The sequence below is a fragment of the Exiguobacterium sp. s34 genome, from assembly GCF_018617435.1.
GTDB lineage: Bacteria > Bacillota > Bacilli > Exiguobacteriales > Exiguobacteriaceae > Exiguobacterium > Exiguobacterium aestuarii.
Window position 1 is genome coordinate 83,771 of sequence record NZ_JACSKE010000006.1, and the last position, 26,765, is coordinate 110,535.

Below are 26,765 nucleotides of genomic sequence, written 5' to 3' on the forward strand. Positions count from 1 at the left end.
CACTCGCTCCTTTCGATATTAGGTTTGTTCGCCAATAACACGGGAACATCCTTTGTAGTTCGAAAAAAGAGAAAGGGTGAGTTGGATGGGGAAAGTCATTCCGAAGCAAGAAGGGCTCGACCACAGTGTCGATTTTTTACGGGAAGGTTATTTATTCGTCGCCAATCGACGTAAAAGTTTTCAGTCAGATCTTTTTGAGACTCGTTTGCTCGGGGAACGCGTGATTTGTCTTGGAGGAGAGGACGCCGCTTCGTTGTTTTATGAGGCGGACAAATTTACACGTCAGGATGCTGCACCGAAGCGTCTTCTCAAAACACTATTCGGAGAAGATGGAGTGCAAACATTAGATGGGACGGCGCATACGCACCGGAAACGTATGTTCATGTCATTGATGACGAAAGAAAACATCGATCGTCTGCTCCGGCTGACGGGTCGCGAGTGGAGACGAATCAAACAGACGGAAGAACTTGTTTTATATGATGTGGCCCAACAGGTGTTGATGAAGGCCGTATGTGAATGGGCGGGAGTCCCGCTTGCACGAGAAGAAGTAGAGAAACGGACCGATGAAATGAGATTGCTATTTGAGTCGGGTACGTCTCTTGGTCCGACGTATTTGCAAGGTCGGAAAGCAAGAAGTTCGGCTGAAGCTTGGATTCGACAGATGGTGAAAGAAGTACGGTCGAATCGATTATTGCCGAATGAACAGACGGCGCTTTATGAATTCTCATGGCATCGAGATGAATCAGGTGAGTTGTTACCTGAAGAAGTGGTGGCTGTCGAAGTGTTAAATATTCTACGCCCGACTGTCGCAATCTCGGTTTATGTTCTGTTCACGGTCCTAGCATTGCACCAATTCCCCGAAGAAGCAGAGCAAGTGAAGCAAGGACAGGTCACGAAAACAGCATTCGTTCAAGAAGTGAGACGTTTCTATCCATTCTTCCCCGTGGCGGCAGCTCGAGTCAAAACCGATTTTGAATGGGACGGGTATACGTTTACGGAAGGGACACTGACGCTCCTTGACCTCTATGGAACGAATCACGACTCCTCAATTTGGGCAGAACCTGATCAGTTTGATCCTTCCCGATTTATGGACTGGAAGGAGAGTCCGTTCAATTTCATCCCACAAGGAGGTGGGGATGTGGACTTTGGACATCGTTGCGCAGGGGAACATGTGACGATTGCGATTCTCGAGCAAGTGATTGAGTTGTTTACCAAAGAGTTCTCGTATACCGTCCCTCCTCAAGACTTGAGCTATAGCTTTGTCGATATGCCGAGTCTGCCAAAAAGTAAACTGCGATTGACTGATGTGAAATGAGTCTCATAAGAAAACGCCTACTCTTGATTGAGTAGGCGTTTTGTATGGAATGCGGTTCATTTCGCTTGTAGATTAAGACGTTTTGAAATCGGACGGATTGGGACGGACGGATCAATCATCCGATTATCCCGTTTTGGTTCATCCGTGCATTCAATCTGCCAATCGGCGTCATGAAGCTCTTTTAGTCCGACCGCAATGTCGTATAAGGAATAGTTCGCATTTCCGTTTAGCTGATAAATACCAGGTCCGCGTTTTGTCAAAATCTCGAATAAAGCTTCCGCCGTATCTGGTAAAAACGAGCAAGATGGATACCAATGCTCACTCGCTTGAATGACACCTCGTTGTTTCATCTCGTTCGTAAAATAGTCCATCATATTGTTCGATCCGGCTTCATCCCCAATCTGCCATCCAAGACGAACAATCTGAGCTCCCGGGTTGACGCGAACGATGGCTCTTTCGCAGTCACGTTTATACTTTCCGTAGTCATCTTCAGCATCCGGTGCCGTGTCCGGTGAGATGGGTCCAGTCACGTCATCTGAAAAAATCGACACTGTACTCGTAAACAAGAACGGAATTTTCATTTCCCCACATAAACGAGCGAGTGTCTCGGCCCATTCAACCGGCCCCATGCCGATATGTAAAAAATAGTCCGGTCGGATGCTTTCGATAAATTGTCGCATCTCCTGTTCATCCGTCGTGGACACTTGCTCACGATTCCACGCAATCCCCTCAATGCCATGACGTTGTAACGTTTCGGCAACAACCGGTGCTACCGTACCATTCATTCCAGTAATGATTGCTTTCATTTCGTTTCGCCCCTTTCTCTCTATATGATGCCACAAAACGGGCGTAAACAAACAATCGATGTGCTGTCCTATGCTAGAGTAGATGATGGAGGGATCAATGATGAATATTCGACAAGCAACGAAGCAGGATTGTACAAAAATCGCGCCACTCATGTATCAGGCCATACATGAAATCGCATATACGTTGACGGGGTCAACAAATACGGATGAAGTGTTGGAACGATTGGCGATGTGGGTGGAAATGCCGAAAAATCGATTAAGCCACGAAAACATATGGGTGGCCGAGATTGAAGGGGAAGTAGCAGGAATGATCATTTCGTATCGAGGAGACGAGGCGGAAGAATTGGATCGACCGATTCGGGAATGGTTGACGGCACATGGGAGTAAAGAAGAATTAGATGTTGAGACAGAAGGATTCGTCCAATACATCGACTCGCTCGCTGTATTAGAGGCATATGGTGGCCGTGGCATTGGGACGAAGTTAATCGAACATATCTGTACCGTCGCGACAGAGCGTGGTATCCCAGCGGTCACCTTGAACGTAGACCAAGCGAATCCAGCAGCCCATCGCTTGTATACGCGACTCGGATTTCAAAAAGAAAAAGAAATCAATATTTCAGGAGCTCGGTTTGACTATATGAAAAAAGAGACATCTTCGACTCCTTTCTCGGTCTAAAAGCGGATGCACAAACGTCCTTTCTCGACTATACTAAGTGCTTGAGGAAAGATATATGCAAAGGAGATACGTTATGGAGTGGAAGAATATTTGGCGAGGGATGGCCATGGGGACGAGTGACTTGATTCCTGGTGTAAGTGGCGGTACCATCGCAGTTATTTTAGGCATCTATGATCAATTGATTGAAGCGATTAGCGGTGTATTCAGCCGATATTGGAAAAAGTATATTGGTTTCTTAATTCCACTAGCAATCGGGATGGGCACAGCCATCATAGCCTTAAGTCGAATAATCGAGTACTTGTTACTTGAGTATTATGCGCCGACACAGTTTTTCTTTATCGGATTGATTTTAGGAATCATTCCTTTACTCTTTGTAGAGTTTAAATCGCGCGCATCGATTCGACCAATCCATGTCATCGCGATGATTGTAGCAACGATTCTCGTGGCGAGTATGGCGTTTCTTAATCCGGTCGATTCATCCATCATCACGGATGTGACCTTTGGGACTGCGCTTCTCTTGTTCTTTTCTGGATGGTTAGGAAGTATGGCGATGCTACTCCCGGGAATCAGCGGATCATTCGTGTTATTGCTGATTGGGGTTTATCCGACGGTTATCAGCGCCATCTCAAATTTCAATTTGCTCATTATTGGAATCGTCGGGGCAGGAGTGGCGGTCGGCTTTATTGTCAGCAGTAAGGTAATTCGCTATTTGCTATCAAATTTCCCAGGAATGACGTTTTCGATCATTATCGGATTGGTAGTTGGTTCACTCGCCGTCGTATTTCCGGGAGTGCCGGCCACTGGTCTCATGTGGGCACTTAGTATCATCGCATTTATCGCGGGGATTGTTGTCGTCCGATTACTTAGTCGTTACTCTGTATAAAACAGCAAGGAGTCCGGGATCCCCGGACTCCTTTTTTAATAGATAAACGGAAATAATCGTTTGCGAGACTTTGCCCATGATACATACGATTGACCGAAGTGGCGGGTCAGCATCCCTTCCTCGATCCGAATCCGATATAGTAACGCAAGAGACGTAAGAACGGTGCCAATCAAAGCGACTGCCCAATGAAGAAAATACAAGGAGAAGCCTAACGTAATCAATAATAATCCTGTGTATAAAGGATGGCGTAAGAAACGATAAGGCCCGGAGCTGACGAGCTCATCTTGCGGACGAACGACGACGTGTCGAGTAAATTGATGACGGAGATGAAAAATCCCCCAGTACCGTAACGACACACCCGCTATGTAAAACGAAAGGGCAAGCAATCGTTGAGTGATTGATGGGCGCGTCTCGACAAAGATTGAATAAATGATCGACAAAGTGAAAATGACGATCATCGTCGTCGCTACGAAATAAAAGCTTTTCCGCTCGACAGAACCATCCGTTGCCTCTTTACGATTACGAAATTTCCAAGTCTCCACAAGCCAAAAACCGGACACGATGATCAGTAAAAGATCCATCCACTCCATAGCACACATCCTTCCTTTTGATTCATCTTTCCTTACCCGACCTTCGATGAAGAAAAACCAAGGGAGGATGGTGTTGGGAAAAAGTTTGTCAAAGGCGAAGAAACAGGTTATCATCTAATGAGAATGATTATCATTTTTAAAATGTAGACATCACGTACATAGAAGGGAAGGATACGACGATGGGTGAGGAACAATTCGACGTGACGATTATCGGTGGAGGTCCGGCAGGGTTATATGCTGCTTTTTATAGCGGGTTGCGAGGCATGAAAACGAAAATAATCGAATTTCAGCCTCACCTGGGTGGAAAACTTCACGTTTATCCAGAAAAAATGGTGTGGGATGTGGGCGGACTCCTTCCGACGACAGGAGCAAACCTGATTGATCAACTCGTACAACAAGGTCTCACTTTTTCGCCGACGGTCATCCTAGGGGAGAAAGTGGAGTCGATTTTAAAACGTCAGGATGGATTATTTGGTATCGACACGTCGAATGGTCATCACGTATCCAAAACCGTCATCGTCGCGACCGGGAGCGGTATTTTGAAACCTCACAAAATCGAAGTGAGTGGGGCCGAACGCTTTGAATTGTCAAACCTTCACTATACGGTCAAATCACTTGAACGGTTCAAAGGGAAGCGGATCTTGATTTCGGGTGGCGGAAATAGCGCTGTCGATTGGGCCAATGCACTCGAACCGATTGCAGAGAACGTTCTATTGGTTTACCGAAAAGAAGAGCTCGGAGGCCATGAGGCACAAGTCGAAAAAATTAAACAAAGCCGAGTCGATTGTTGTCCGCAGTCGAAAGTCACGGACTTGATTTCTCACGATGGACAATCGATTCAGCAAGTGCTGTTAACGCAGATCGACACGGGAGAAACAAGTGTGGTCGATATCGATGAGGTCGTGATCAATCATGGGTACGAACAAGATGCAGAACTTCTTCGAAACAGTGAATTAAACGTAGAGATGGTTAATGGATTTTACGTGAAAGGAAATGCAGGTAGCGAGTCATCCGTTCCTGGCTTATATGCTGCTGGTGATATTCTGACGCATGAAGGGAAGGTCCATTTGATTGCGGGGGCATTCCAAGATGCGGCGAACGCGGTGAATCGGGCCAAAACGTATATTGACCCGAACGCGACCGCTACAGCGATGGTGTCTTCTCATAACGAGCGATTAAAAGAGAAGAACCGTCAAATCATAGAAGAAACTTTGTTGAAGCAGTAAGGGGACCTCTCTCACTGCTTTTGCATAGGATAATCACAGAGCTCAGTGATGACACCACCTGAATGACGTGGATCCATATAAATCAATCGTCGACCTTTTGCGGTAGTACGCAAGGTATCTTCTAAAAATGTAATGCCATTCTGTTTGTGAGCGGCAATGGCTTGGTCTAAATCGTCGACACGGTATGCAATGTGATGGACGCCTTTCCCTCGAGCTTTCATGAAACGAGCGATTGGACTCGTGTTACTCGTCGGTCGTAATAATTCAATGACATCCTCCCCGATATGAATGACGGCCAGCTCGGTTTCAACCCCGATGGCCGTATTTGTGTAACGGTCAATCAGGTTTCCGCCAAGCACCGTTGTATAAAATGTGATCGCTTCGTCTAAATCGCGGACGGCGATTCCAGTATGATCGATTTGCATGAACATTCCTCCTCAACCTTCAGTTTGCCTAAAGTTGAACAAAATGTCACTTCACAACGTTTCAACCACATCCGATATAATAAGAGAGGGAGGGACAGCGAAATGAACGGAAAAATCACGATGGGATTGGTGGGCACGTTCGCCCTAGTATCATTTGTGTTTGGACTCTCGCTTGCGACGTTTGTCGATTATCGCATCAATGAAGAGCAAGTTGTGCTCGAACGGTTAACCACCCATAAACAGATTGGTCCGACGGAGTTGCTGTCTACTGAGGTCGATTTTCATTTGAATGGATCGAATTATGCGATTCGTTTCAAGGATGAGCCGAACATCACGTATTGGTTCAATGTCGTCGATCGTCAAATCAAATTTGATCGGATTGAATCGCTCGATTTGAGAGACACGGGACTGCGGACAGAACTGTTTAAGGAAATGCCGCCTTTGGCGATGGAATCGACAACTGCTGCAGAATAAAAGACGTCGAATGAACAACTTTTTCCTGCGAGAATGAGTTGATGCAATCGACGTCTTTTTCATTTATGAGTAGAGTGGGGTTGGTAGTACTTGTTGCGTAAGTGTACACGTACCACCGGACGATACTTGAGCCCCTTGCTTTCGAAGTGCAAAATTCAAGTCAGATTGCAGATTAGTCGTAGAAATATGAGCCTCGTCGATATATCTGAACGTATCGAAAAACTTTTGTTGCAGGAAGGAAAGAGCTTCTCGTATCAGCGACTCGTCACAATCCAACTGAATTTCTTGGACGCAAACGTGATACATATGTAATCGAACTTTCATGATTCCAATTGGTCGGTGACACCAGCTTATCGTGTAAAACAATGTTTGATGACGGATTTCTTGCGCAAATTGTTCATCTGTCATCGGAATGGCTCCAGGTAAGACATGGCAGTGTGCATTACGAAATGTAAGCCAATCCGTTCTTCTTGAATAATCCATCAATTCGAGTGTCCAATACGTATGCGATGCTTTCTCGCACGGAATGAATGGCAGGTGATACGTATTTGTTTGATGGAACACTTGAAACCCAGATGCCTCATATATTCGAAGCTTATCTTGATTATGGAAGTCCTCTTCGTGAAGATAGTACGTAATCGGATATGTGGTTTCTCGACTTCGTTCGTACATGATCCGATCGAGTAATCCTCTAAACACATGACGATCGTGATATGTCGCCTTTGAGAGTTGAATGATTTGAAACGCTTCTAAATGCTCGTCATTCGCCACGAAAGCAGCTAACGGATTATTTTTGTTTAAAGCGATGTACACGTGCTGATGAGGAGGTAAGGAAAGGAGCGGGGGTGTCTTTGATAAGGGGTATAACGACTGAATGGAGATGCGTTCCTGCTTAGCTAATTGCCTACATTCTACAAAGCGTAGCGCTCGTTTCAAGGAGAATCCTTCTTTCTGAATGAGATAATAAGTACATTTAAATTGTAAGCGCTATCTTACTTAAAGTTGTATGGCATTCTCATGAAACCTGATTGATGAAAATAATCAACAACTTTTATAAAAACATGAAATAAAATAGATTGTAAGCATGCGATTCAGAAAAACTGATTAGTTACGCTGATGGATCTGTGAGTTTCGTCAAATGTCAGACGTGACGTGCGTCGAAGACATGATATACTTAATCACAATGAAACCAATCAATTAGGAGTTTATGATGAAATATATTTATCAACTGATTCTCGTATCTATGTTGTTCATGATCGGTGCGCCCACGACGGTTATGGCCGAAACAGAACCAGTAGTTATTCATGAGAACATCATTGTCGAAGAAGAGGTAGAAATTCACGAAGGATTTCAATCACCCAATGAGATGGTGTATGTCTTTGTATTAATCGTATTATTATCAGTCGTCGGTTTAGGAATTATGAATACGATCGAATAACGTGAAAACGTTCACAAAAATGCAATAAGTCGTTTGGTAACGGTTACAATCGTTACTTTATACTTATATGTGTAGGAAGAAAGTTCTGCACCAACTTTCTGTCCTCCTTTTCAAATGAACACCCCTCGTTCATATCATGTATTGGAGTCAACCGATGTCATCGATTGACTCCCTTTTTTTGTCTAAAATCGAATTCGTTTTTCTTTTGCTAATCGTTTTAATCGCTTTGTCTCATCCGTATGTCCATGACTTTCCAAGAAATCAACATAGACACGAAATGGTTCGGAACGATGTGAAAAGAACGGGATATACTCCGAAAACAGTTTCTGTTCAGCTTCTTGTAAATTCCCTTCTGCGACAAGGAGGCGAAGTTCTAACATTTTAAGGGCTTGATAGTTTTCGAGTGCGGTATCTTCTGTCTGGGATTTCTCTAACATGCGCTCGCAAAGTTTGAAGATGCGTGCGTGAAGAATTTTTCTCGTGTTGGTTTGACTGTGTTCAATCGGCAAGGTAGACAGCAAGTCGATTCGCGTAGAATCAACATCTTTTGGCACGTGAAGGGCAGTGTATAGGGCGCGGTCAATCCAGACGGTATCAATCGGTGCGTCTAGTTGATAGTAGTGGATGAGTTTTTGAAGCATGGTGACTTGTGAGATTTTTAAAAGACGAAACGGGTCGCTCGTTGAAAAAAGTGGTTCTTCTCCAGCAGACGTCGACAGAAGATAAAACATTTCTTCATACATCGTACGCGCTTCTGTGTATTCTTCGGCATAGTGGGCTAAATCACGAATGATTTTTTTGGCGTGGATATACCAATTTTTCTGATCACGATCTGACATAACTTGATTAGGCCGGATATATAGATGTTCATATGCCGAATCGACAAAGCGTTCAGCTAACGTAATCGTTTGCGAGAGCGAATGACGCTCTTCTGAATGCTTTTTTTCTTTATAACGCGTGAACTGGCTGATCATAAAATCAAAGTCTTGATCGTCAATCACATCTTTAGGAGTATGACGGTACATTTCGACCAATAAATCACGTAGCGTCGCCTCACCATACTGCTCCAACAACATACGTAATTTTCCGATGCGCATCAGCTCTCCTCCTTTCATTCATACTTATTGCATGCTTCCTTGATTTGGGCAGACACCAATTATTATTCCTTTCCCGGATTTCATCTGAAACAATCATACGGTCTCATGCTTAAGACGGATTTTCAGTAGAAACGTTGTCAGATCAATGTGGGTTCGGGATAATAGAGAAAAATTGAAAAGTTGAGGATTGAAAATATGAAAGATGATCAACGTTTATCGCGTGTAGAACGTAGAAAGCGCGAACTCGAACAACAAGAGCTTGAAGCGTCTCGCTTGAATGATGAACAATCATCCAACGAGCGAACAGATATAAATGAAGCATCACGACTGGAAGAGCCGGATGAAGGGGCAGAGCATCCTTTCTTAAACGAGAGATCGCCAGAGACCTCGAAACCAAATCAAGGAACGTCAAAAAAACGGAGAAAACGGATGCTTCGAATGCCGTCATTCTCAAAACCGAAACGCAAGACTTCTCGACCGAAGTCAAGTCATGCGACGCAACAACCGAAACCGTCAAAGCCGGCAAGACGAGAAGTCGACCAATCGCCAAAACCAACAAGTAAACGAAAGCGTAAGTGGAAAGGGAAAGTTGCCCTTCTTCTCATTTTTATGTTGCTTGTCGCGGGGTATGTGGCGACCTCGCCGTTCACGTTCCTCATCATGGGAAGTGACGCAAGGGTTGGAGAATCATTATCAGGTTCTCGGACAGACTCTCTACAATTGATGGAGTTTGTCCCTCGCTCGCGCACGGTGCAAAACGTGTCGATTCCGCGCGATACGTACACGGCGATTCCGTGTGAGCCAGACCGCGAGGGTGATAAAATCACCCATGCCTTCGCTTATGGAGGGGCAGACTGTACAGTCGGTGCCGTGGAAGGGTTGACCGATGCGTCGGTCGATGGACAAGTCGTGATTACGTTCGAGTCGTTTATGGAGTTGATTGATTTGATTGGTGGTGTCAATGTGACGGCAACGCATTCGTTTAGTGAGAAAGGGTTCAACCAAACGTATGAGTATACGGAAGGTGTTTCTTACGCGATGGATGGAGACATGGCGCTTGCCTATGCGCGACACCGTAAGACGGATACGGACGGTGCCCGTTCGAATCGTCAAACCGAAGTCATGACGGCTGTTGCGGAGAAGTTGGCTAGTCCAACGGGATGGACGAAAATTCCGGCAACGTATCGTTTCATGAAAGAAGAAATGGGTCTTGAGATGAACATCTTACAAATGGCCTCTGTCGGGCTCACGATGATTTCTAACCCGGACGTGAATAAGATGCAAGTCGAGGGACAAGATGCCTATATTAACAATGTGTACTACTACGAACCGTTAGAAGAAAGTGTGCAATCCATTCGGGAGGCTCTCGATTTGTCGATGTGGGGCACGGTGAGATAATTTTAAGAAAAGGGTTTGATTCTGACTTGAAAGAGGAATTTTAAACAAATGAACTACTCTTTTGAGGAGGGAAATTTGAATGAAAGTATTAGTCATTGGAGCAACAGGAAAGATTGGGAAACGTGTATTGAAAAGTTTAGCGAAGACCCATCAAGTGACCGCTTTAATTCGTTATCCTGAACTACAAGCAGAGTACGAAAAAATGGGTGCGCATGTATTGACGGTTGATGTCGAGAAAGAACTCGAGAAAAAAGTTCATGAGGCGACAAGTGGACAAGATGCAGTCATCATTGCGGCGACTGCCGGTGCAGACGGATCAAGTACTGAAATCGAACTGCTCGACCGAAACGTCGCGATGAACGCGATCGACGCTGCTAAAAAAGAACGTGTCCGTCATGTCGTCTTGCTCAGTGCATATGGAGCGGATCAACCGAATGCCGCACCGAAGGAACTCTTTAATTTTCTGTCAGCCAACAATGCCGCCGACGAATATATCGAACATAGCGGTTTGAACTATACGATCATTTGCCCAGTGACCATTGTCGATGAACCGAGTAAAGGCTCCATCGAAGCATCTGAAGATTTGAACGATGCGGATGGTGCGACGATTTCCGAGACGGATGTCGCGACTGTCATCTCTGCATCTCTTGATAACCGTGGGTTATACGGTCGCCGAATCGAAATTAAGTCAGGTAGTACACCGATTAATGAAGCGCTTGATTTTGAAGGACGTGGAGAAGTGGCAAACGGAGGTAGAACCACGTTACGCCGACCACAACGATCATAACGAGTTGAGGAGAAGATGATATGGAACGCAAGTTGTATAAAGATGAAAATAATAAAATGATTGCCGGAGTCTGTTCAGGGCTCGGGAACTATCTAGGGGTGGACGTCACGATCATGCGTGTTCTATTTGTGGCGATGGCACTCTTAGGTGGTCCAGGACTTCTTATTTATATCGTCTTGGCAATCATTATGAAAAAACCGCCATCAGAATATGAGGCAGAACAAGAAGATCGTTTCTAACGAACAAAAACAATCCGACGATGATCGTCGGATTGTTTTTTTAGTGTTCGATATATAGAGTATAGCTCGCTTCGAACGTCTCGTTTGGGGAAAGGAGTTGAATTCCTTCTTTGTGCATAAAATCTTTCCGATGCCCTTTATAATCTGCGTGTCCGAACCACGGCTCAAGGCAAACGAATGGAGCGTCTTTATGGGGTGGAGACCAAATTCCAAAATGAGTAAACGAGGGGCTCTCCATCACAATCGCCGTGCCTGAAGGCTGATGACGTAGTGCAGCGTACTCGACATTTTCGAAAATCAATGCATCGTCGTCAAATAGCGATCGGGTGAGCGGAATATATTGGCGTTCACCTAATGGTTGATAGGCTCCTGTCAGGTAAGGACCCTCTAATAAATAGCGGTCCAGTGTACGCACCTCTCCGAAGTCGAGTGTATAGTCCTCGAACGCGCCACCCATGAAAGGGATGTTAAAAGCGGGGTGCCCACCGATACTGAATGGTAAAACGGTTTCACCTGGATTATGGACACGATATGTGACAATCACTTCTTCGCCTACGAGTTGATACGATACGTTCAGCACGAACGGGAAGGGATAATGTTGACGTGATTCTGGCGTATCTTTTAAGGTGAAACGGACGGAAGAAGTGGTCGATGATTCAATGTCGAAAATTGCGTCACGAGCAAAGCCGTGTTGACTCATCGTATACGTATTGCCTTCATATATATACTGGTCATCTAATAAGCGTCCGACAATTGGGAAAAGGATTGGGGCTTGTCGTCCCCAATATGTCGGGTCACCTTGCCATAAATATTCCTTGTCGGATACTTTCCAACTGGTCATTTCCGCACCCTGTGCTTTTAATGTAATCTGAATTTTTTCGTTTTGAAGTTGCACGATACATACGCTCCTTTACGGTTTGTGATAAGTTAAGTGTAGAAATCTTAAGTAAAACAAACAAGGGGTAAATGATGCGCTTACAAAGAATCGTAATCGGAACGCTCATCCTTCTATTGATTGCTGGGCTCGCCTATAAAGGATACGAAGAATATATGATGTCGCAAAAGCAAGAAGAAGCGGTTCCTATCGTCCAAAATGAATCAGCCTTAGGAGGACTCGAAGTGGGGCAGCAAGCTCCGGACTTCGCCTTGAATACGTTGGGTGGTGAGGGTCTCACCCTTTCACAGTTCCAAGGAACGCCGGTAGTCATTAATTTTTGGGCTTCATGGTGCCCGCCTTGTCGAGACGAGTTTCCTGAACTTGTGTCATTTGAAAAAGCGACAGGGATCCCTGTCCTTGGGGTGAACGTCACGAAAAATGAACGACGTGGAAAAGCTGATGTCGAGGCTTTTTTAAAGGAGTACCCGGTTGATTTTCCAATTTTGTTAGATGAAGAGGCAGTCGTGGAGCAACAATATCGCGTCGTCGCGTTACCGACGACGTATGTGTTAGATGAACAGGGGATCATTGTGGCGAAGCAGACCGGTCCCGTCGATGAAACGTGGATTCAGCAACAAATCGAAAAGGCATTAGATTAATGTGTCAAAAAAGCTGAACGATTTGCCCTGTTTGGTAGGGCAAATCGTTCAGCTTTTATAGTGTTGTTTGATCAACGCATCAAAGTTCGGGGTCATATCTTCTTCAAGATAATAATGATGATTGTCTCGAATGATTGTATCACCAACACGTGCTTCGGAAGGTAGGAATCGTCTAGGGATGAAACTTGAGCCGTTATTCCATCTCAATACGGCATATTTTCCCTCGATTCGCACCAATGTACCGTACTTAATCATACCTCTTCCTCCTCGACGAGCAGCTTCTGTCTCTTTTTTATCCTTACATCATGTATTCCCACATTCCACAAAAGCTACACATCTTTACACATGTCTGTCCAAATGGAAGAGACAAGTTGTTTCAAAAAACACAAGATGCTGAATTTAACATATGTGAAGAAAGTTTGAAGAAAACGCTTTCTTTTTTTGGAATGCTCTTCTATAATGAAAGCACGGGGTGATTATGACGAAACTGTGAACAATGGGGGGATGGTCATGTTTTCTTCTGCAATGATTGGGTTACTCGCTCTGACGGGAGTAACGATCTATGGGGTTGACCGTATGTTCACGGTCCGCTCAGAACGCGTCACAAAGAAATAGGTCTACATAGGGGGAAATCGCAACGTCTTGGGGAGACGTTGCGATTTTTTTAGTAATCTTGTTGACGGGACCGGCGATCGGTCTCTTTTTGTTCCACCATTTTTCGATTGCGTTCATGAACACGGTCGAAAAAGGAATGCTCTGGCCACATAGGAGACCAATGACGGTTTTCGGGAAGTGCCAAAATGTATTCTTCACCTGCGCTCAATCGTTCAATCATCTTACTACGATTGTCGCACAGGTCACCATGTCCCGGCACGAACCATTGAATTTCATGTTCATAAATGAGAGATTGTAACGTTTGGAGTGTCTCGAGATAAGCGCTCGGGTCATGCTCGATAAAGGGTGGCTCGATATTCGAACCGTAATCTCCACAAACAAGTAGATTCATCGATTCAATCAGAATGGACAAGTGTGTCGCATCATGACCGGGTGTCGAAATAAATGTAACAGGAACAGCACCGAGTAGAAGTGTCTGGTTCGGTTGAACCACGATATCAATTTCGGGTTTTTGAATCGGGCGATCGATATAGTGCTGCTCATAGAACTCTCGAATCTCATCTAACTGATCAGATGAATCGGCATCAACAAACGCCTGTGAGGCAATCGTCGTCGCATCTTTAAAGCCGTAAGCCCCGATAATGTGATCAAAATGATGGTGAGTGAAGATGACGTAAAGTGGACGATCATTACGGTTTAGCTCGATATCCCGACGAATCGTGGCGATCTCTTCAGGAAGCCACGTCGGATCAATCAAGAGAATGGCGTCTGGTGTATCAATCAAGGTCGATGTGGTTCGCATTAATGCACTTTCGTAAATCGTGAATGATTGCAGTTTCGCTTGAATCAAAAGAGTTCCTCCTCATCTGATTAGGTTCATTCACTCTTTTCCCCAAAATAATCGAAGGAACAACAAAAAAGCAGAAAGTCAGATGACTTTCTGCTTTTGCAAGGTCTCAACCGTGCATTGTATGTGTGCGAGAGGCTCTCGCGTATATGTCGATATTGGAGCGGGTGAAGAGAATCGAACTCTCGTCATCAGCTTGGAAGGCTGAGGTTTTACCATTAAACTACACCCGCATGAAGAAAAGAATATGGAGCGGGTGAAGGGAATCGAACCCTCGTCATCAGCTTGGAAGGCTGAGGTTTTACCATTAAACTACACCCGCGAAACGTCTTAACGTTACTTTGATATAATAGCATATCAGATTCTATTTGCAAACCCTTTTTTAAAAAACTTTTTAGGTTGCAGAATCCTATCCACAACGAAGATAATAGAAAAAAGGGGAGAAATCAAATATGAGTGAACGAAAATCATATTTACGACTGATGGGCGAAGGATTTCGAATGTTGAAGCAGTCCAAACAAACAGACACGACAGTGTCTCTCCGAAACTGGACGTTTTCCATTCACCGCGATGAAGAATGGTATGTCGTATTACGCTCGAATCGGGTTAAGTGGATCGGATTGCCGAGTCGTACATTTTCCATTTCACCAGATACGATTCAAATTGGAGATCTTCGAATGATACGTCACCCTGAATCGAACGAAGTACGTTTGACAATCGATGAAGAATGGGGATTGGAAAATAAGGTTGTTTGTGACAACCTAGAATGGGAGACATTCGTCGATGCGCTCAAACAAGTGAAGGGGGAGTAAGCGTGAGTGGAGAGAGGTTGTATCGAATGGAAGCGGAAGCACGAGGGAGTGCTTGGCGTGCACGAGTTCTGACAGGGATTCAGCGATTTCGATTTTACAAAGGGGAATTGCTTGCACCATCGAACCGACCGTACGTCGTATTGAGTATCTCGCAAGATGAGGGAGCCTTACCCGATCTAATTGAAACAGATATGGGCATCCTCTTGATCCATGAGCGGGTAAGTCCAATCTTTATGAATGTCTGTCCGTATGACGTTCAGCTCGTCCGTGTCGAGCTTCATACAAGTACAGGGAAGACCGATCGGTATTGCGCGCTTAATGTACTTCGACGCTTTGAAATCGAATACCTCGAACACTCGAACGAGTATCGCCCGTTAAGTACGGATCGATTCTATTTCCTATCCAATCAAACGGTTCGAATGAATTTATTCGGACATATGATTGCCCAAGATGTAAATAGCCAACGTCTTTACGTGACCGAACGACTAAAATACGCACTACAAGCAAAAATGGTCACGGGACTGGCATTTAAGCAAGTAAAGGAGAAAACAGCATGAAAGAGTATGAAATTGATGGGTGGTTCCGCCTGACGTATCCGGAACATTATGAATACAATGAAGAAGAAGACTACGTGAGCTTCTATTCAACAGAAGAGGATGCGCAAGGAACGCTTCAAATTTCCATCTACGAATCTGAAGATTCACAAGAACCTAAAGAAGCCGTCTTACGCGAACTCAATACGTTCTTAGGAGAGTTTCCGATCGATGTAAAAGTGGCGCCGAGCGTGACGGATGAGACGGGTAACATGACGACAGCTTACGCAAGCGGGATCGAAGACGGGATGCATCTAGATGTATGGTCGTTGACGGACGGAAAACGTCTTTTGTTCATGACGTATGTCGCCGATCAAGTGACGAATGAAAAGATGGAGATCGAATCTATCATCGACTCAGTCGAATGGACATAAAATGAGACACGACGCCAAGTCATAGGCGCGTGTCTCATTTTTTTATTGATATTTTGGAACATCGAAATTGAGTGTATAGGCATCAAGCGATTGATAGACGTCATAGATCTGTCTCGTTTGAATATCTGCCCAAGCAATATTCGTTGCGTATTGATGCGTACCTGGAGAATCAGGGTTATAACGCATCTTATAAAGTGTGTTTTGTTTGTAAGTTGGGTGATTAATGTAGCTAGAACCAATCCAGTAGGCTCCGCCAATCACGGCTGCTTCAGGCGTGAACCATTTCTGTTCAAACGCATATTTGGCTCCACTTCCGAGTGGATTGCTGTCGAAGGCCTGAATGCCATACATATTGTATACAGTAGCAGCTACAGGCCGCTCCGGATAAATGCGGTCACCATTTGAGTTAATCAAGGCGTTTCCATCTTTATCAACGGGTACACCAGACGCTAGTTTTGAGGTACCGTTACCCGTTTCGTGAAGTGCATGCGAAAGCAAATAAACTTCGTTGATATTATACTGACTACCGGCAGTTACGAACGCTTGACCTAAGCCACTAAGTGTACCTTTCGACAGGAGTAGCTTATTGAGTGTTGTCGCTGTCGTTCCGGCACTCTTCGATAAATCTAAGAATTGGTAGAACGAGCGTGAATTCGGATCGATGCCAGTCGGGTCAACATATGTCAACACTTCGTCGACTGATGCACGACGCCAAATGTTGTCAAACACTCGAAGGTTGTGCCCCGATGGCCGTTTGTAAGAAACAGTGTAGTAAGTGCCTGTCTGTCCAGTGATGGTTACTTTTTCGCCTGGGTTGATTTGACCGTATGGATGAGATGTAAGGCTTGGTTGGCTTAAAATGTTGGCCTTACCGACGACGGAACTCAATGTGATATAACCCGTGGCTGTACCGTATTTGACTTTATACCAAGAAGAAGAAGCGCGTTCTACATATTGAACTGTTGCACCTTTCGGAACTGTTGCCACTGTCATAGAAGTTGATGAAGCAGACGATTTTAAAGCAGCACCTACGTTTGAGATGACGGTCATATCCTGATTGACGATTGTACCCACGTTATCAGTGACACTGACCCAAGCTCTTGGCAAATAAGCTTTTTCGTAGCGATGGAAATCTGTCAAGGCGATTTGATTATATTGACGCTCTGCCATGTCGCGAACAGACATCGGATAGTTCGTATAGAAAACGTTCTTGATGACACCGCTTCCTGGTGGCGTTGTCGTGACAGGGATTGCGTAATCCATGTGAATATAGTTTCCGCTATACGTACCGTTCGTCAATAATCCCCAATCTGAACCGATGATCGGTTTCACACTGACAATCGTCCCGGTGTTCAACGTTCCAGCAAGGTTGTCTGACTGGACGGCAGGGGTAGAGCGTACGTTTAACGTACTGCCACCTTCTACATAGATCCGGTACTCGGCTTCTGGACCGTATTGTTCTGTTGGCGTCGTTGTTGGCGGCGTTAATGCAAAGTCACGCGCTGCAACATAACCAGTCGTGTTGTTGTAACGGACTTGATACCATGAACCGGTCGCTCCAAATTTCGCAAATTGATCAACTTTAGCTCCTTTTGGAATAGCCTGTAACACCGTTTTTGAACTAGACATCGAAGAATATAACTTCGTATCTTGTTGAGCGTAATAAGGTGTCACCACTTGTGTGAATTTCTCAGAGAGATCACGCGTCGGGACATATCCTGTCGTAGACTGATAGGTCACTTTAGACCATGATCCAGTCGCGCCATGAGTAGAAAGTTGAGACACCGCTGTACCAGGTGTTAACGTACGAATGGCTTTCTTACTTGACGACATAGAGTTGTAAAGTGTCGTTTGATTGCTAATGTACATCGGTTTAGGTGCAGTCAGCGATTGTAAGTCGCGCATGGCTACATAGCCAGTGATTCCGTTATAAGAAATCTTACCCCACGAATTTGTCGCGCCATATGTGGATTGAAGACTGACTTTCGCTCCTTTAGGGAGAGTCGTCAATACACGAGAAGTCGTTGTGATCGATGCATATACTTTTGTTGAATCAGTTGTCATATGTGTCGGGTTCACTTGAGGCGTCACACTACCACCCTCGTATGCAGAAAAGTATTTTTGAGCGACGTAACCAATTTTCCCGTTATAAGAAACTTTGTACCAAGATCCTGTCGCGCCATGTGTCGAAATATAGTCCACGACTGCATCTTTAGGAACTACCGTTAAAATAGCAGAAGAAGTCGTCATTTCTGCTCTCAAGTTGACGTTCATTTCTGCGACATATTGTTTTGCAGATGCCTGCTCAACAAAATACTTTTGAGCAACATAACCTGTTTTTCCGTTATAAGAAACTTTGTACCACGAACCCGTCGCCCCATGCGTCGATATGTAAGTGATGGTCGCACCTTTCGGAATGGCGCTCACGACCGAGGAAGAAGTCGTCATCGAGGAATACATATTTGTCGCTTCCTTAGCAGTGTAAAGGGCAGTAGTAGTGGAAGTTGAAGATTTAGAAATGGACGTATTGACGGTCAAATATTCAGAAGAGACATATCGTTTTTGACCTTCAAATTCGATTTGTGCCCAATCATTATTCGATGAATAAACGTTTACTGTTGTTCCTTCAGTTAGCTTTCCAACAATCGAAGAAGTCGTAGACGAGTCAGAACGGACATTTAAAATCTCTGTGTTGACGGTTCCTTCATATGTTGCTGCGTATGATGGAGCGGGAGCCAATCCACTAAATAATGAAGTGGAAATAAGAACAGCTGCGCTCAATCGTGTAAAGTTTGATTTCAAAGTCTATTTACTCCTTTCACCAATCGATTGGTCATCGATTGATGTAGATAATTTTCACTATGCGGTCTAAGTATAACGTACTTAAATTTTGATAAGAAGGTTATCTTTTAAAAAAGAGGTGAATCATTGAAGTTATTTGTATGGAATTTGGAAAAAATAAAAACTCCTTCAAAAAGGAGTTTGAACCATTTACTGGATTTTGTTTTGCTTCATCCACATCAGTATGTCCGACCATACTTGTTCCCGGTCCGCTTCACGCAAAATTTCATGTCTGGCATCGTCATATGTCGCAACGGAAAGTTCGACGTCCGCCTTACGATATTTTTCGATGATCCCGTTCAATCCTTCCCCATCATGTATGACAGGGTCGTCCATCCCAGCGACAAACAACACCGGGAGAGACTTCGGATGTTCATGAATGCGCGCAGAGGTTGTGACATCAAGGGAGGCCCGGGTTACTTCGTGTAAAAAGCCGAGTGAGGGGAGGCCTCCGCAATTCGAATCATCTAAATACGAGTCGACTTCTTCGGGAACACTTGAAAGCCAGTCACTATCCGTTCGAGCAGGTAAAAACTTAAGGTTGTAGCGCCCGAACAAAAGACGTTCAAAGAAACGGGATTGATGTGTAGCGCCTTTTCGTTTCATAGCAGTAGCGATCAAACGATGTCCGACTTCACCCGCAACCCCGGGATGTGGGGGAGGGGCGACGACAATCACACCAGCCAAGGCGTGTCCCATAGTTTGACCGAGTCGACGAACAAGAAGAGAACCGAAACTATGACCTAACACATACGTAGGGCGATCATCCTCATAACGGTTGATCAAGTACTGAGCATCATCGACGAGTTGCTGAAACCCATCGCCAGGAGCGAGGTGCCCGTATGTCTGTTGGTCGTGGGCGCTTGATCCCGCTCCTCGTAAGTCACATATGAATACATCATATCCATTTTCTGTTAGAAAGTGAGCGAATTCAATATATCTTTCATGGTGTTCAAGCATCCCGTGAAAGATGAATATTTTTCCAATGGACTGCTCTGATCGAATTTCCATCACTTCTGTTTGATATCCGTCTGGATACGTCAACTCCGAAAGAACCATGTGTCATCCTCCTATTAGAAAAGTCCGATTGCTTTTCCAGATTCATCAATGCCCATATTGAGAGCGGCTGGATGTTTCGGTAAGCCTGGCATCGTTAAAACGTTTCCTGTGAGAGCAACGAGGAAACCTGCTCCTACTGATGGTTTTAATTCGCGGACCGTGATGGTGAATCCTTGTTGATAACCGAACTTGGAAGGATCGTCTGATAGAGAAAACGGTGTCTTCGCCATACAGATTGGTAAGTCTGCCCAGCCTTTCTGTTGAATCTCAAGCATTTGTTTTTTGGCTTTTGCGGTGAACGTGACATCAGCCGCTCCATATACTTCCCGGGCAATCGTTTTAATTTTTTGTTCGATCGAATCGGTTAACTCGTAAAGTGGCGATAACTTACTTTCGTTTGATTCAACCGCATCAATGACGGCTTCAGCGAGCTGTTGGCCGCCCATTCCACCATTTGCCCACACTTCACTTAACGAAGCGCGAATATCGTGCGCTTTGCACCAGTCAAGTACTGTCGCAATCTCTTCTTCAGTATCTGAATTGAATCGATTTAAGGCCACGACGGTTGGGAGACCTAGCTTTTTCATCGTATCGATATGTTTCGCGAGCAATTTCATTCCCTTACCAACTGCACCGACATTCTCGATGTGAAGTTGATCTTTTGATACGCCGCCATGCATCTTCAGAGCACGAACGGTCGCAACAAGCACAACCGCATCTGGATTTAACTCTCCCACTCGAGACTTGATGTGACAGAACTTTTCAGCTCCGAGGTCGGCGCCGAAGCCTGCTTCCGTCACGACATATTCACCAAGTTTCAAAGCTGTTTTTGTCGCAATGAGCGAGTTACAGCCGTGGGCGATATTCGCAAACGGTCCACCATGGACGAGGGCAGGAGTTTGTTCGATTGTCTGGACTAAGTTCGGCTTGAACGCTTCTTTCAAAAGCAATGTTGCCGCTCCGGCCGCACCGATTTGCTCAGCAGTAATTGGTTCCTGTTGGTGGTCGTAGGCAACGACAATTCTTTTAATCCGATCTTCAAGATCCTTTAAGGAGTCAGCGAGGCAAAGAATTGCCATAATTTCAGATGCAACGGTAATGTCGAAACCTTCTTCGCGCGGTACGCCGTGAGCAGCACCTCCGAGACCGACGGTGACGTGGCGGAGAGCACGGTCGTTCAAATCAAGGACGCGCTTCCAGACGATACGGCGGACATCGATGCCAAGGTCATTTCCTTGGTGAAGATGATTGTCGATCATAGCACTGATTGTATTATGGGCTGACGTAATAGCATGCATGTCTCCCGTGAAATGGAGGTTGATGTCTTCCATCGGGAGGACTTGGCTGAAACCACCGCCAGCAGCTCCACCTTTCAAGCCCATCGTCGGTCCGAGTGACGGTTCGCGAAGACAGACGATTGCCTGCTTATTCAACTGGTTCAAGGCTTGGCCGAGTCCGACCGTAACCGTTGATTTGCCTTCTCCAGCTGGCGTCGGATTGATGGCTGTGACGAGTACAAGTTTTCCATCTTGTTTTGTCTTCACACGATCAAGGACATCGTAAGAAAGTTTGGCTTTGTATTTTCCGTAAAGGTCAAGATCGTCTTCTTGTAGTCCGATTTTTGCTGCGATCTCTTTTATGGGCAATGTTTTAGCTTGTTGCGCGATCGTTAGATCAGATAATGGTTTCGTTGTTGTCATGAGAAAGTACCTCCATTTTCGAACGATGTGTTTTATATATCAATTAATATTCGGATTTGACGTTTTAAAGGACGGAACGAATCGATTGACATACAATCCGTTCGTATTGTCATTGATTTTATCATAACTCATCAGAGCGTGAAATTCATTCATTCCGTTCAATATTTTCCACCCTTTCCGTCAAATGTATCCGTTTTCATAAAAGGTTCTTCACGATACATTGATAGTGGAGGCGATACACATGACAGAAACTTCGAAACGGATGAAACGAAGACGAAATTGGAAGAAGCCAGCGAGTTTCATAGCATTTGTCGGACCAGCTTTTCTAGCGTTCGTCGCTATCGTTCTCATCCCGTTTTTTAACGGAATCTACTATAGCTTCACAGATTGGAACGGTGTGACAGGAGAATTGAATTTTGTCGGATTTGACAACTATCAACGTTTATTTCTTGAAGATGAGCAGTTCCGAGCTTCATTTTGGATTACGACCAAATACACGATTGTATCGGTCTTACTGACAAACATCGTCGGATTCTCATTGGCCTTGTTATTAACGATGAATATTAAGACACGAAATTTCTTACGGACGATATTCTTCATGCCAAACTTGATTGGTGGATTAATCCTCGGGTTTATTTGGCAGTTCATTTATGTGAAAGGTTTCGCCTCAATCGGGGCGTTGACGGGTTGGAGTCTGTTTGAATTACCATGGCTCGGAGATGCGCAAACAGCATTCTGGGGAATCGTCATTGTCGCGATCTGGCAAGGTGGCGGGTATGTCATGGTCATCTATATCGCAGCGTTACAAAATGTGCCGACCGACTTGATGGAGGCGGCGCGGATTGATGGGGCAAATCGCTTCAAAATGCTACGACACATCACGTTGCCAATGATCATGCCATCGATCACAATCTGCTTGTTCTTGACGATTTCCTGGTCATTCAAAGTGTTCGATACGAACTTGTCACTCACGAACGGCGGACCGTTCAAATCAACGGAAATGTTGGCGTTAAATATTTACACGGAATCCTTCGTCAATAACAACTATGGTCTCGGGTCAGCGAAAGCGGTCATCTTCTTCTTGGTCGTAGCTGCGATTACGGTGACGCAAGTGTATGTGACGAAGAAACGGGAGGTGGAAGCATGACCACTGAGAAATTGGAACATGTCGAGAGAGGCATAGAGAAGACACCGAAGCGCGCCCCGCAGCGTCCACTGCGCTCAGGAATGTATTCTTGGAATCTTGGAGTCATTGAACTTGTCGCCATCTTACTCGGACTTCTCTATTTGGTCCCGTTCTATTACGTCGTCGCCAACTCGTTCAAATCGATGGCTGAAATCTTTACGAATACATCGGCGTTACCGAATGAATGGTTGACGTCGAACTATACAGAAGCGTGGGAAGCGATGAATTATGGGCGTGTGTTTCTGAACTCACTTCTCATTACGGTCGGTGCGAATGCCATCATCGTCATCTTCACATCGATGGCAGCATGGAAACTTGTTCGAACGAAGCACTGGATTTCCACCTTGATCTTCTTCTTATTCGTGGCAGCGATGGTCATTCCATTTCAATCCATCATGATTCCACTCGTGAAAGTCTCGAGCATTCTCGGGTTACTCAATAGTCACTGGGGACTGATGGTCATGTATCTCGGATTTGGTTCTGGAATCTCTGTGTTCCTGTATCACGGGTTCATGAAATCGATCCCTGAAGAGATTGAAGAGGCGGCAATCATTGATGGCTGTTCGACATGGGGTGTATTTTGGCGCATCGTCTTCCCATTACTTAAGCCAATCACGGTGACGATTGTCATCTTGAATAGTCTATGGATTTGGAACGACTTCTTATTGCCATCGCTTGTTCTCCGTGACGTCGAATTACGGACGATTCCGCTCGCGACGTTCTATTTCTTTGGACAGTACACGAAGCAATGGGATCTTGCGTTAGCTGGTTTAGTGCTAGGAATCGTTCCGCTTCTGGTCTTTTTCTTTGGTATGCAAAAACATATCATCAAGGGGATCACAAGTGGCTCGATTAAATAACCCTCCCAAGGGAATCCTCCGTTCGCTACACGGAGGATTAATTTTTTTTGAAAAAAGTCGTTGACATTAATCTGAATATTTATAATAATGAACTCAATTCAATTGTGAACGACGTCGAAAGGACGAGTACACGAAGGTAGTGAGTCAAGCGATCCGGGGGTGGTGTGAGCCCGGTCTTAACCCTTCGTCGAAAAACTTCCTGGAGTCGCTACCCGAACGCTTTGCCAGTAGACGTAGCCGGACCGCTCCCCGTTATCGGAGTTACGAGATGATTGTCTCGAAAAAGTGAGTAGATTCGTCTACTAATTTGGGTGGCACCGCGGAACCGAAGTCTTCCGTCCCATGTTCGATGGGAATGGAGGGCTTTTTTTCATGGCTTCATTTTCAAATATTCCACAATTGGAGGAAACGGAAAATGACAACAGCAACAAGCACGATGAAGGAAAGACAGCAGACAATTGCAGCAGTAAAGGCACTCTTCGAGGAGAAAGTCTCACGTGAACTCGGACTCACTCAAGTACAGGCACCGCTATTCGTTGAATCGGCAAGTGGGGTCAACGACCATCTAAACGGAGTGGAGCGAATCATTCAGTTCGATACGATGTATCCGGGACATGAGCTCGAGATTGTACAATCGCTTGCGAAATGGAAACGTGAGGCACTCGGACGTTATGGATTCGGTGTCGGGGAAGGTTTGTATACTCAAATGCGGGCCATTCGCCGTGATGAAGAACTTGATGCGACACATTCGCTCTTCGTCGACCAGTGGGACTGGGAACGAGTCATCGCTCGGGAAGAGCGAACGATGGAGTATTTAAAAGCAACGGTCGAGTCGATTTATGCGGCACTCCGTGAAACAGAGTTGGCAGTGGAAAAAACGTATGGCATTGAAGCAATTCTTCCCGAAGCAATCCATTTCATCACGAGTCAAGAGTTGGAGGACACGTATCCGGCGATGACACCGAAAGAGCGTGAGAGTGCAATCTGTAAAGAATATGGCGCTGTCTTTATCTCGCAAATCGGAGATCTTCTCGCTTCTGGCATGAAACACGATGGCCGTGCAGCAGACTATGATGACTGGTCGCTCAACGGTGATATCCTCGTCTGGCATCCGGAACTCGAATCGGCATTTGAATTATCGTCGATGGGAATCCGGGTAGATGAAACGGCTCTTGATGCGCAGTTGAAAAAAGCAGACGCTGATGAGAAGCGGGCATACCCGTTCCACCAAGGTGTTCTCGAAGGGACACTCCCGTTAACAATCGGTGGGGGCATCGGTCAATCCCGCGTGGCGATGTATCTCTTGCGTGCGCGTCATATCGGAGAGGTGCAAACGTCGGTCTGGCCGCAAGAAGTGATTCAGTCGTGCGAAGAAGCTGGCATCAGCTTGTTGTAATATAATAAGAAGAAACACGGAACAGGACTCAACAAGATGAGTCCTGTTTTTTCTGTGCAACATTTTCCACCCTATCCGTCAAATTTGACACCTACATAGTGGAAGCGGTTTCATTTAAAGTTGATTTTGTAAAGAATGGATGAGTTTAAGGGAGGAAATGAGATGAAACGGAAGTGGAAATTGTCAACAGCGGTCATGACGGCTGGAATGGTCCTAACACTTACGGCTTGTGGCGGAGGATCACTCACGGATGAAGGTTCTTCTGAAGGAAATGCGGACAGTGGCGACAAGAAAGACGTCACGTTGAACGTCTTCCAATTCAAAGCGGAGATTGCGAAAGATCTTGAAGCGATGGCAAAAGAGTATGAAGAAGAAACAGGTGTGAAAGTCACCGTTCAAACAGTCGGTGGCGGTGCGGACTATGGTGCGGCCCTCAAATCGCAATTCGCTTCAGGCAACGAACCAGACATTTTCAACAACGGTGGCTTCACAGAAGCGCAGACGTGGAAAGACAAACTCGAAGACTTATCGAGCGAGAAGTGGGTCGGTGATTTGACGGAAGTTGCTAAAGAACCGATGACGATGGATGGTAAATTATACGGAATGCCGATGAACCTCGAAGGGTACGGATTCATCTATAATAAAGAACTATTTGAAAAAGCGGGTATCAAAGAGTTGCCGAAAACGCTCTCTGAACTGACAGATGCTGCTGAAAAACTTGAGAAGGCAGGCATCACACCATTCTCTGTCGGTTATGCAGAGTTCTGGATTTTAGGAATCCACTTGTTGAACATTCCGATGGCGCAACAAGACGATCCGGACGCGTTCATTCAAGCACTTAATGAAAGCAAAGCGAAATTTGAAGACAACGAACAGTTCCAAGAATTTTTGAAGCTATTTGATTTAACAATTAAATACGGGAATAAGAACCCGTTGACGACAGACTACAATACACAAGTCACACAGTTCGCCCAAGGAGAGACAGCGATGCTCCAACAAGGAAACTGGGCGCAACAGATGATTCTCGATGTGAATCCGGATATGGAGATGGGCTTCGTTCCAATCCCGATCAACGACGATGTGGAGAAGATGGACCGCCTTCCGGTCGGTGTTCCGAACAACTGGGTCGTCAACAAAAACTCGAAGTATAAGGAAGAAGCAAAAGATTTCTTAGAGTGGATGGCGACGTCTGATACTGGAAAAGACTATATGGTCAACAAGTTTAAATTTATCCCTGCATTCAAGTCGATTGAAGCGAACGACCTCGGACCGCTCGCAGATGATATCTTGGCGTATTCGAATGAAGGGAAGACCATCTCATGGAACTGGTTCAAGTATCCAGATGGTGCGGTGAATGAATACGGTGCGCTTATGCAGGCATACGTGGGTGGACAAAAAACAGGTGAAGAGATGCTTCAAGACTTCACGAAAGTATGGCAAGACAAAGTGAAATAAGCGAGACACAGACGGTGAAACGACCCCTTCGCCGTCTGTGTTTTTTTTATGAAGAAACTGTCACAAGAATCCCATATAAACCACACACATACCTATGGGGGTTTCAGTAAAATGGGGGATGTAAGCGGTTGAGAGAA

General features: G+C 45.2%; 28 protein-coding genes, 2 tRNA genes and 1 other annotated feature. Of the genes, 17 read left to right on the forward strand and 13 right to left on the reverse strand.

From position 1 onward, the window contains the following. Nucleotides 1–85: 85 nt before the first annotated feature. A complete protein-coding gene (locus KNO87_RS12840; protein WP_214796327.1) occupies nucleotides 86–1,315 on the forward strand; it encodes a cytochrome P450 in 1,230 nt (409 codons plus the stop codon). A gap of 56 nt (nucleotides 1,316–1,371) precedes the next feature. On the opposite strand, the gene KNO87_RS12845 is transcribed toward KNO87_RS12840, so the two are convergent. Then, entirely contained in the window at nucleotides 1,372–2,121 is a 750-nt protein-coding gene (locus KNO87_RS12845) for a sugar nucleotide-binding protein (protein WP_214796329.1), read from the reverse strand. A 100-nt stretch (nucleotides 2,122–2,221) separates the two neighbouring features. On the opposite strand from KNO87_RS12845, the gene KNO87_RS12850 reads away from it, so the two are divergent. Beyond that, nucleotides 2,222–2,797, forward strand: coding sequence for a GNAT family N-acetyltransferase (locus tag KNO87_RS12850; RefSeq protein WP_214796331.1), 576 nt, complete (start codon nucleotides 2,222–2,224; stop codon nucleotides 2,795–2,797). 73 nt (nucleotides 2,798–2,870) lie between these two features. Continuing rightward, nucleotides 2,871–3,680: a DUF368 domain-containing protein gene (locus tag KNO87_RS12855; RefSeq protein ID WP_214796333.1), complete on the forward strand. Its 810-nt coding sequence runs from the start codon at nucleotides 2,871–2,873 to the stop codon at nucleotides 3,678–3,680. A 35-nt stretch (nucleotides 3,681–3,715) separates the two neighbouring features. Here the strand turns inward: KNO87_RS12855 and KNO87_RS12860 are convergent, their stop codons facing one another. Beyond that, nucleotides 3,716–4,270, reverse strand: coding sequence for a methyltransferase family protein (locus KNO87_RS12860; RefSeq protein ID WP_214796335.1), 555 nt, complete (start codon nucleotides 4,268–4,270; stop codon nucleotides 3,716–3,718). A 179-nt stretch (nucleotides 4,271–4,449) separates the two neighbouring features. Between KNO87_RS12860 and KNO87_RS12865 the strand changes: the two genes are divergently transcribed. Continuing rightward, complete coding sequence (locus KNO87_RS12865; protein ID WP_214796337.1) at nucleotides 4,450–5,496, forward strand: NAD(P)/FAD-dependent oxidoreductase; 1,047 nt, start codon at nucleotides 4,450–4,452, stop codon at nucleotides 5,494–5,496. Between the two features lie 11 nt (nucleotides 5,497–5,507). On the opposite strand, the gene KNO87_RS12870 is transcribed toward KNO87_RS12865, so the two are convergent. Then, on the reverse strand, nucleotides 5,508–5,921 hold the full coding sequence (locus KNO87_RS12870; RefSeq protein ID WP_214796339.1) for a VOC family protein: 414 nt from the start codon (nucleotides 5,919–5,921) through the stop codon (nucleotides 5,508–5,510). 102 nt (nucleotides 5,922–6,023) lie between these two features. Between KNO87_RS12870 and KNO87_RS12875 the strand changes: the two genes are divergently transcribed. Further along, nucleotides 6,024–6,395, forward strand: coding sequence for a hypothetical protein (locus tag KNO87_RS12875; RefSeq protein WP_214790660.1), 372 nt, complete (start codon nucleotides 6,024–6,026; stop codon nucleotides 6,393–6,395). Nucleotides 6,396–6,458: 63 nt separating this feature from the next. Here KNO87_RS12875 and KNO87_RS12880 read toward each other — a convergent pair whose 3' ends face one another. Then, complete coding sequence (locus tag KNO87_RS12880; RefSeq protein ID WP_214796341.1) at nucleotides 6,459–7,331, reverse strand: hypothetical protein; 873 nt, start codon at nucleotides 7,329–7,331, stop codon at nucleotides 6,459–6,461. Between the two features lie 274 nt (nucleotides 7,332–7,605). Between KNO87_RS12880 and KNO87_RS12885 the strand changes: the two genes are divergently transcribed. Continuing rightward, nucleotides 7,606–7,833 (forward strand): hypothetical protein, encoded by a 228-nt coding sequence (locus KNO87_RS12885; protein ID WP_214785729.1) that lies wholly within the window; start codon nucleotides 7,606–7,608, stop codon nucleotides 7,831–7,833. Nucleotides 7,834–8,015: 182 nt separating this feature from the next. Here the strand turns inward: KNO87_RS12885 and KNO87_RS12890 are convergent, their stop codons facing one another. Next, nucleotides 8,016–8,930, reverse strand: a complete 915-nt coding sequence (locus KNO87_RS12890) for a hypothetical protein (RefSeq protein WP_214796343.1) — start codon at nucleotides 8,928–8,930, stop codon at nucleotides 8,016–8,018. A gap of 195 nt (nucleotides 8,931–9,125) precedes the next feature. Between KNO87_RS12890 and KNO87_RS12895 the strand changes: the two genes are divergently transcribed. From KNO87_RS12895 to KNO87_RS12905, 3 genes are all read left to right on the forward strand, one after another. Continuing rightward, nucleotides 9,126–10,328 (forward strand): LCP family protein, encoded by a 1,203-nt coding sequence (locus KNO87_RS12895; protein WP_214796345.1) that lies wholly within the window; start codon nucleotides 9,126–9,128, stop codon nucleotides 10,326–10,328. A gap of 79 nt (nucleotides 10,329–10,407) precedes the next feature. Beyond that, on the forward strand, nucleotides 10,408–11,115 hold the full coding sequence (locus tag KNO87_RS12900) for an SDR family oxidoreductase (RefSeq protein WP_214696467.1): 708 nt from the start codon (nucleotides 10,408–10,410) through the stop codon (nucleotides 11,113–11,115). A 20-nt stretch (nucleotides 11,116–11,135) separates the two neighbouring features. Then, nucleotides 11,136–11,354, forward strand: coding sequence for a PspC domain-containing protein (locus tag KNO87_RS12905; RefSeq protein ID WP_214790648.1), 219 nt, complete (start codon nucleotides 11,136–11,138; stop codon nucleotides 11,352–11,354). A 40-nt stretch (nucleotides 11,355–11,394) separates the two neighbouring features. On the opposite strand, the gene KNO87_RS12910 is transcribed toward KNO87_RS12905, so the two are convergent. Then, nucleotides 11,395–12,249 carry an aldose 1-epimerase family protein gene (locus KNO87_RS12910; RefSeq protein WP_214796347.1) on the reverse strand — a complete coding sequence of 285 codons (855 nt, stop codon included), beginning with the start codon at nucleotides 12,247–12,249 and terminating at the stop codon, nucleotides 11,395–11,397. A gap of 74 nt (nucleotides 12,250–12,323) precedes the next feature. Between KNO87_RS12910 and KNO87_RS12915 the strand changes: the two genes are divergently transcribed. Then, entirely contained in the window at nucleotides 12,324–12,890 is a 567-nt protein-coding gene (locus tag KNO87_RS12915) for a TlpA family protein disulfide reductase (RefSeq protein WP_251126194.1), read from the forward strand. Nucleotides 12,891–12,938: 48 nt separating this feature from the next. Here KNO87_RS12915 and KNO87_RS12920 read toward each other — a convergent pair whose 3' ends face one another. The 4 genes from KNO87_RS12920 to KNO87_RS12935 all read right to left on the reverse strand — a co-directional run bounded on the left by KNO87_RS12920 (nucleotide 12,939) and on the right by KNO87_RS12935 (nucleotide 14,674). After that, nucleotides 12,939–13,145: a DUF3006 domain-containing protein gene (locus tag KNO87_RS12920; protein WP_015880796.1), complete on the reverse strand. Its 207-nt coding sequence runs from the start codon at nucleotides 13,143–13,145 to the stop codon at nucleotides 12,939–12,941. A gap of 409 nt (nucleotides 13,146–13,554) precedes the next feature. Next, nucleotides 13,555–14,355 carry an MBL fold metallo-hydrolase gene (locus tag KNO87_RS12925; RefSeq protein WP_214796351.1) on the reverse strand — a complete coding sequence of 267 codons (801 nt, stop codon included), beginning with the start codon at nucleotides 14,353–14,355 and terminating at the stop codon, nucleotides 13,555–13,557. A gap of 156 nt (nucleotides 14,356–14,511) precedes the next feature. Next, nucleotides 14,512–14,585, reverse strand: a tRNA-Gly gene (locus KNO87_RS12930). A 15-nt stretch (nucleotides 14,586–14,600) separates the two neighbouring features. Then, a tRNA-Gly gene (locus KNO87_RS12935) sits at nucleotides 14,601–14,674 on the reverse strand. Between the two features lie 130 nt (nucleotides 14,675–14,804). On the opposite strand from KNO87_RS12935, the gene KNO87_RS12940 reads away from it, so the two are divergent. The 3 genes from KNO87_RS12940 to KNO87_RS12950 are packed head-to-tail and all read left to right on the forward strand — an operon-like array spanning nucleotide 14,805 to nucleotide 16,131. Further along, nucleotides 14,805–15,164 (forward strand): hypothetical protein, encoded by a 360-nt coding sequence (locus tag KNO87_RS12940; RefSeq protein WP_214796353.1) that lies wholly within the window; start codon nucleotides 14,805–14,807, stop codon nucleotides 15,162–15,164. A gap of 2 nt (nucleotides 15,165–15,166) precedes the next feature. After that, nucleotides 15,167–15,721: a hypothetical protein gene (locus KNO87_RS12945; protein ID WP_353047465.1), complete on the forward strand. Its 555-nt coding sequence runs from the start codon at nucleotides 15,167–15,169 to the stop codon at nucleotides 15,719–15,721. Continuing rightward, nucleotides 15,718–16,131 carry a DUF3805 domain-containing protein gene (locus KNO87_RS12950; protein ID WP_214796354.1) on the forward strand — a complete coding sequence of 138 codons (414 nt, stop codon included), beginning with the start codon at nucleotides 15,718–15,720 and terminating at the stop codon, nucleotides 16,129–16,131. The genes KNO87_RS12945 and KNO87_RS12950 overlap by 4 nt, the downstream gene beginning before the upstream one ends. A 42-nt stretch (nucleotides 16,132–16,173) precedes the next feature. On the opposite strand, the gene KNO87_RS12955 is transcribed toward KNO87_RS12950, so the two are convergent. From KNO87_RS12955 to KNO87_RS12965, 3 genes are all read right to left on the reverse strand, one after another. Continuing rightward, nucleotides 16,174–18,933 carry an SH3 domain-containing protein gene (locus tag KNO87_RS12955; protein ID WP_214796356.1) on the reverse strand — a complete coding sequence of 920 codons (2,760 nt, stop codon included), beginning with the start codon at nucleotides 18,931–18,933 and terminating at the stop codon, nucleotides 16,174–16,176. Between the two features lie 189 nt (nucleotides 18,934–19,122). Continuing rightward, nucleotides 19,123–20,031 carry an alpha/beta fold hydrolase gene (locus tag KNO87_RS12960; RefSeq protein WP_214796358.1) on the reverse strand — a complete coding sequence of 303 codons (909 nt, stop codon included), beginning with the start codon at nucleotides 20,029–20,031 and terminating at the stop codon, nucleotides 19,123–19,125. Between the two features lie 14 nt (nucleotides 20,032–20,045). Then, nucleotides 20,046–21,731: a formate--tetrahydrofolate ligase gene (locus tag KNO87_RS12965; RefSeq protein ID WP_214790634.1), complete on the reverse strand. Its 1,686-nt coding sequence runs from the start codon at nucleotides 21,729–21,731 to the stop codon at nucleotides 20,046–20,048. 241 nt (nucleotides 21,732–21,972) lie between these two features. Here KNO87_RS12965 and KNO87_RS12970 point away from each other — a divergent pair, with 241 nt between their 5' ends. From KNO87_RS12970 to KNO87_RS12985, 4 genes are all read left to right on the forward strand, one after another. Then, the gene (locus KNO87_RS12970; protein WP_371816667.1) at nucleotides 21,973–22,878 is read left to right on the forward strand and encodes a carbohydrate ABC transporter permease; all 906 of its coding nucleotides are present in this window, start codon (nucleotides 21,973–21,975) and stop codon (nucleotides 22,876–22,878) included. An 80-nt stretch (nucleotides 22,879–22,958) separates the two neighbouring features. After that, nucleotides 22,959–23,777, forward strand: coding sequence for a carbohydrate ABC transporter permease (locus KNO87_RS12975; RefSeq protein ID WP_214796468.1), 819 nt, complete (start codon nucleotides 22,959–22,961; stop codon nucleotides 23,775–23,777). 105 nt (nucleotides 23,778–23,882) lie between these two features. Continuing rightward, nucleotides 23,883–24,123 (forward strand) — a binding site (T-box leader). Nucleotides 24,124–24,192: 69 nt separating this feature from the next. After that, a complete protein-coding gene (gene asnA / locus KNO87_RS12980) occupies nucleotides 24,193–25,173 on the forward strand; it encodes an aspartate--ammonia ligase (RefSeq protein WP_214796359.1) in 981 nt (326 codons plus the stop codon). A 162-nt stretch (nucleotides 25,174–25,335) separates the two neighbouring features. Next, the gene (locus KNO87_RS12985; RefSeq protein ID WP_214796361.1) at nucleotides 25,336–26,628 is read left to right on the forward strand and encodes an ABC transporter substrate-binding protein; all 1,293 of its coding nucleotides are present in this window, start codon (nucleotides 25,336–25,338) and stop codon (nucleotides 26,626–26,628) included. Nucleotides 26,629–26,765: the final 137 nt, after the last annotated feature.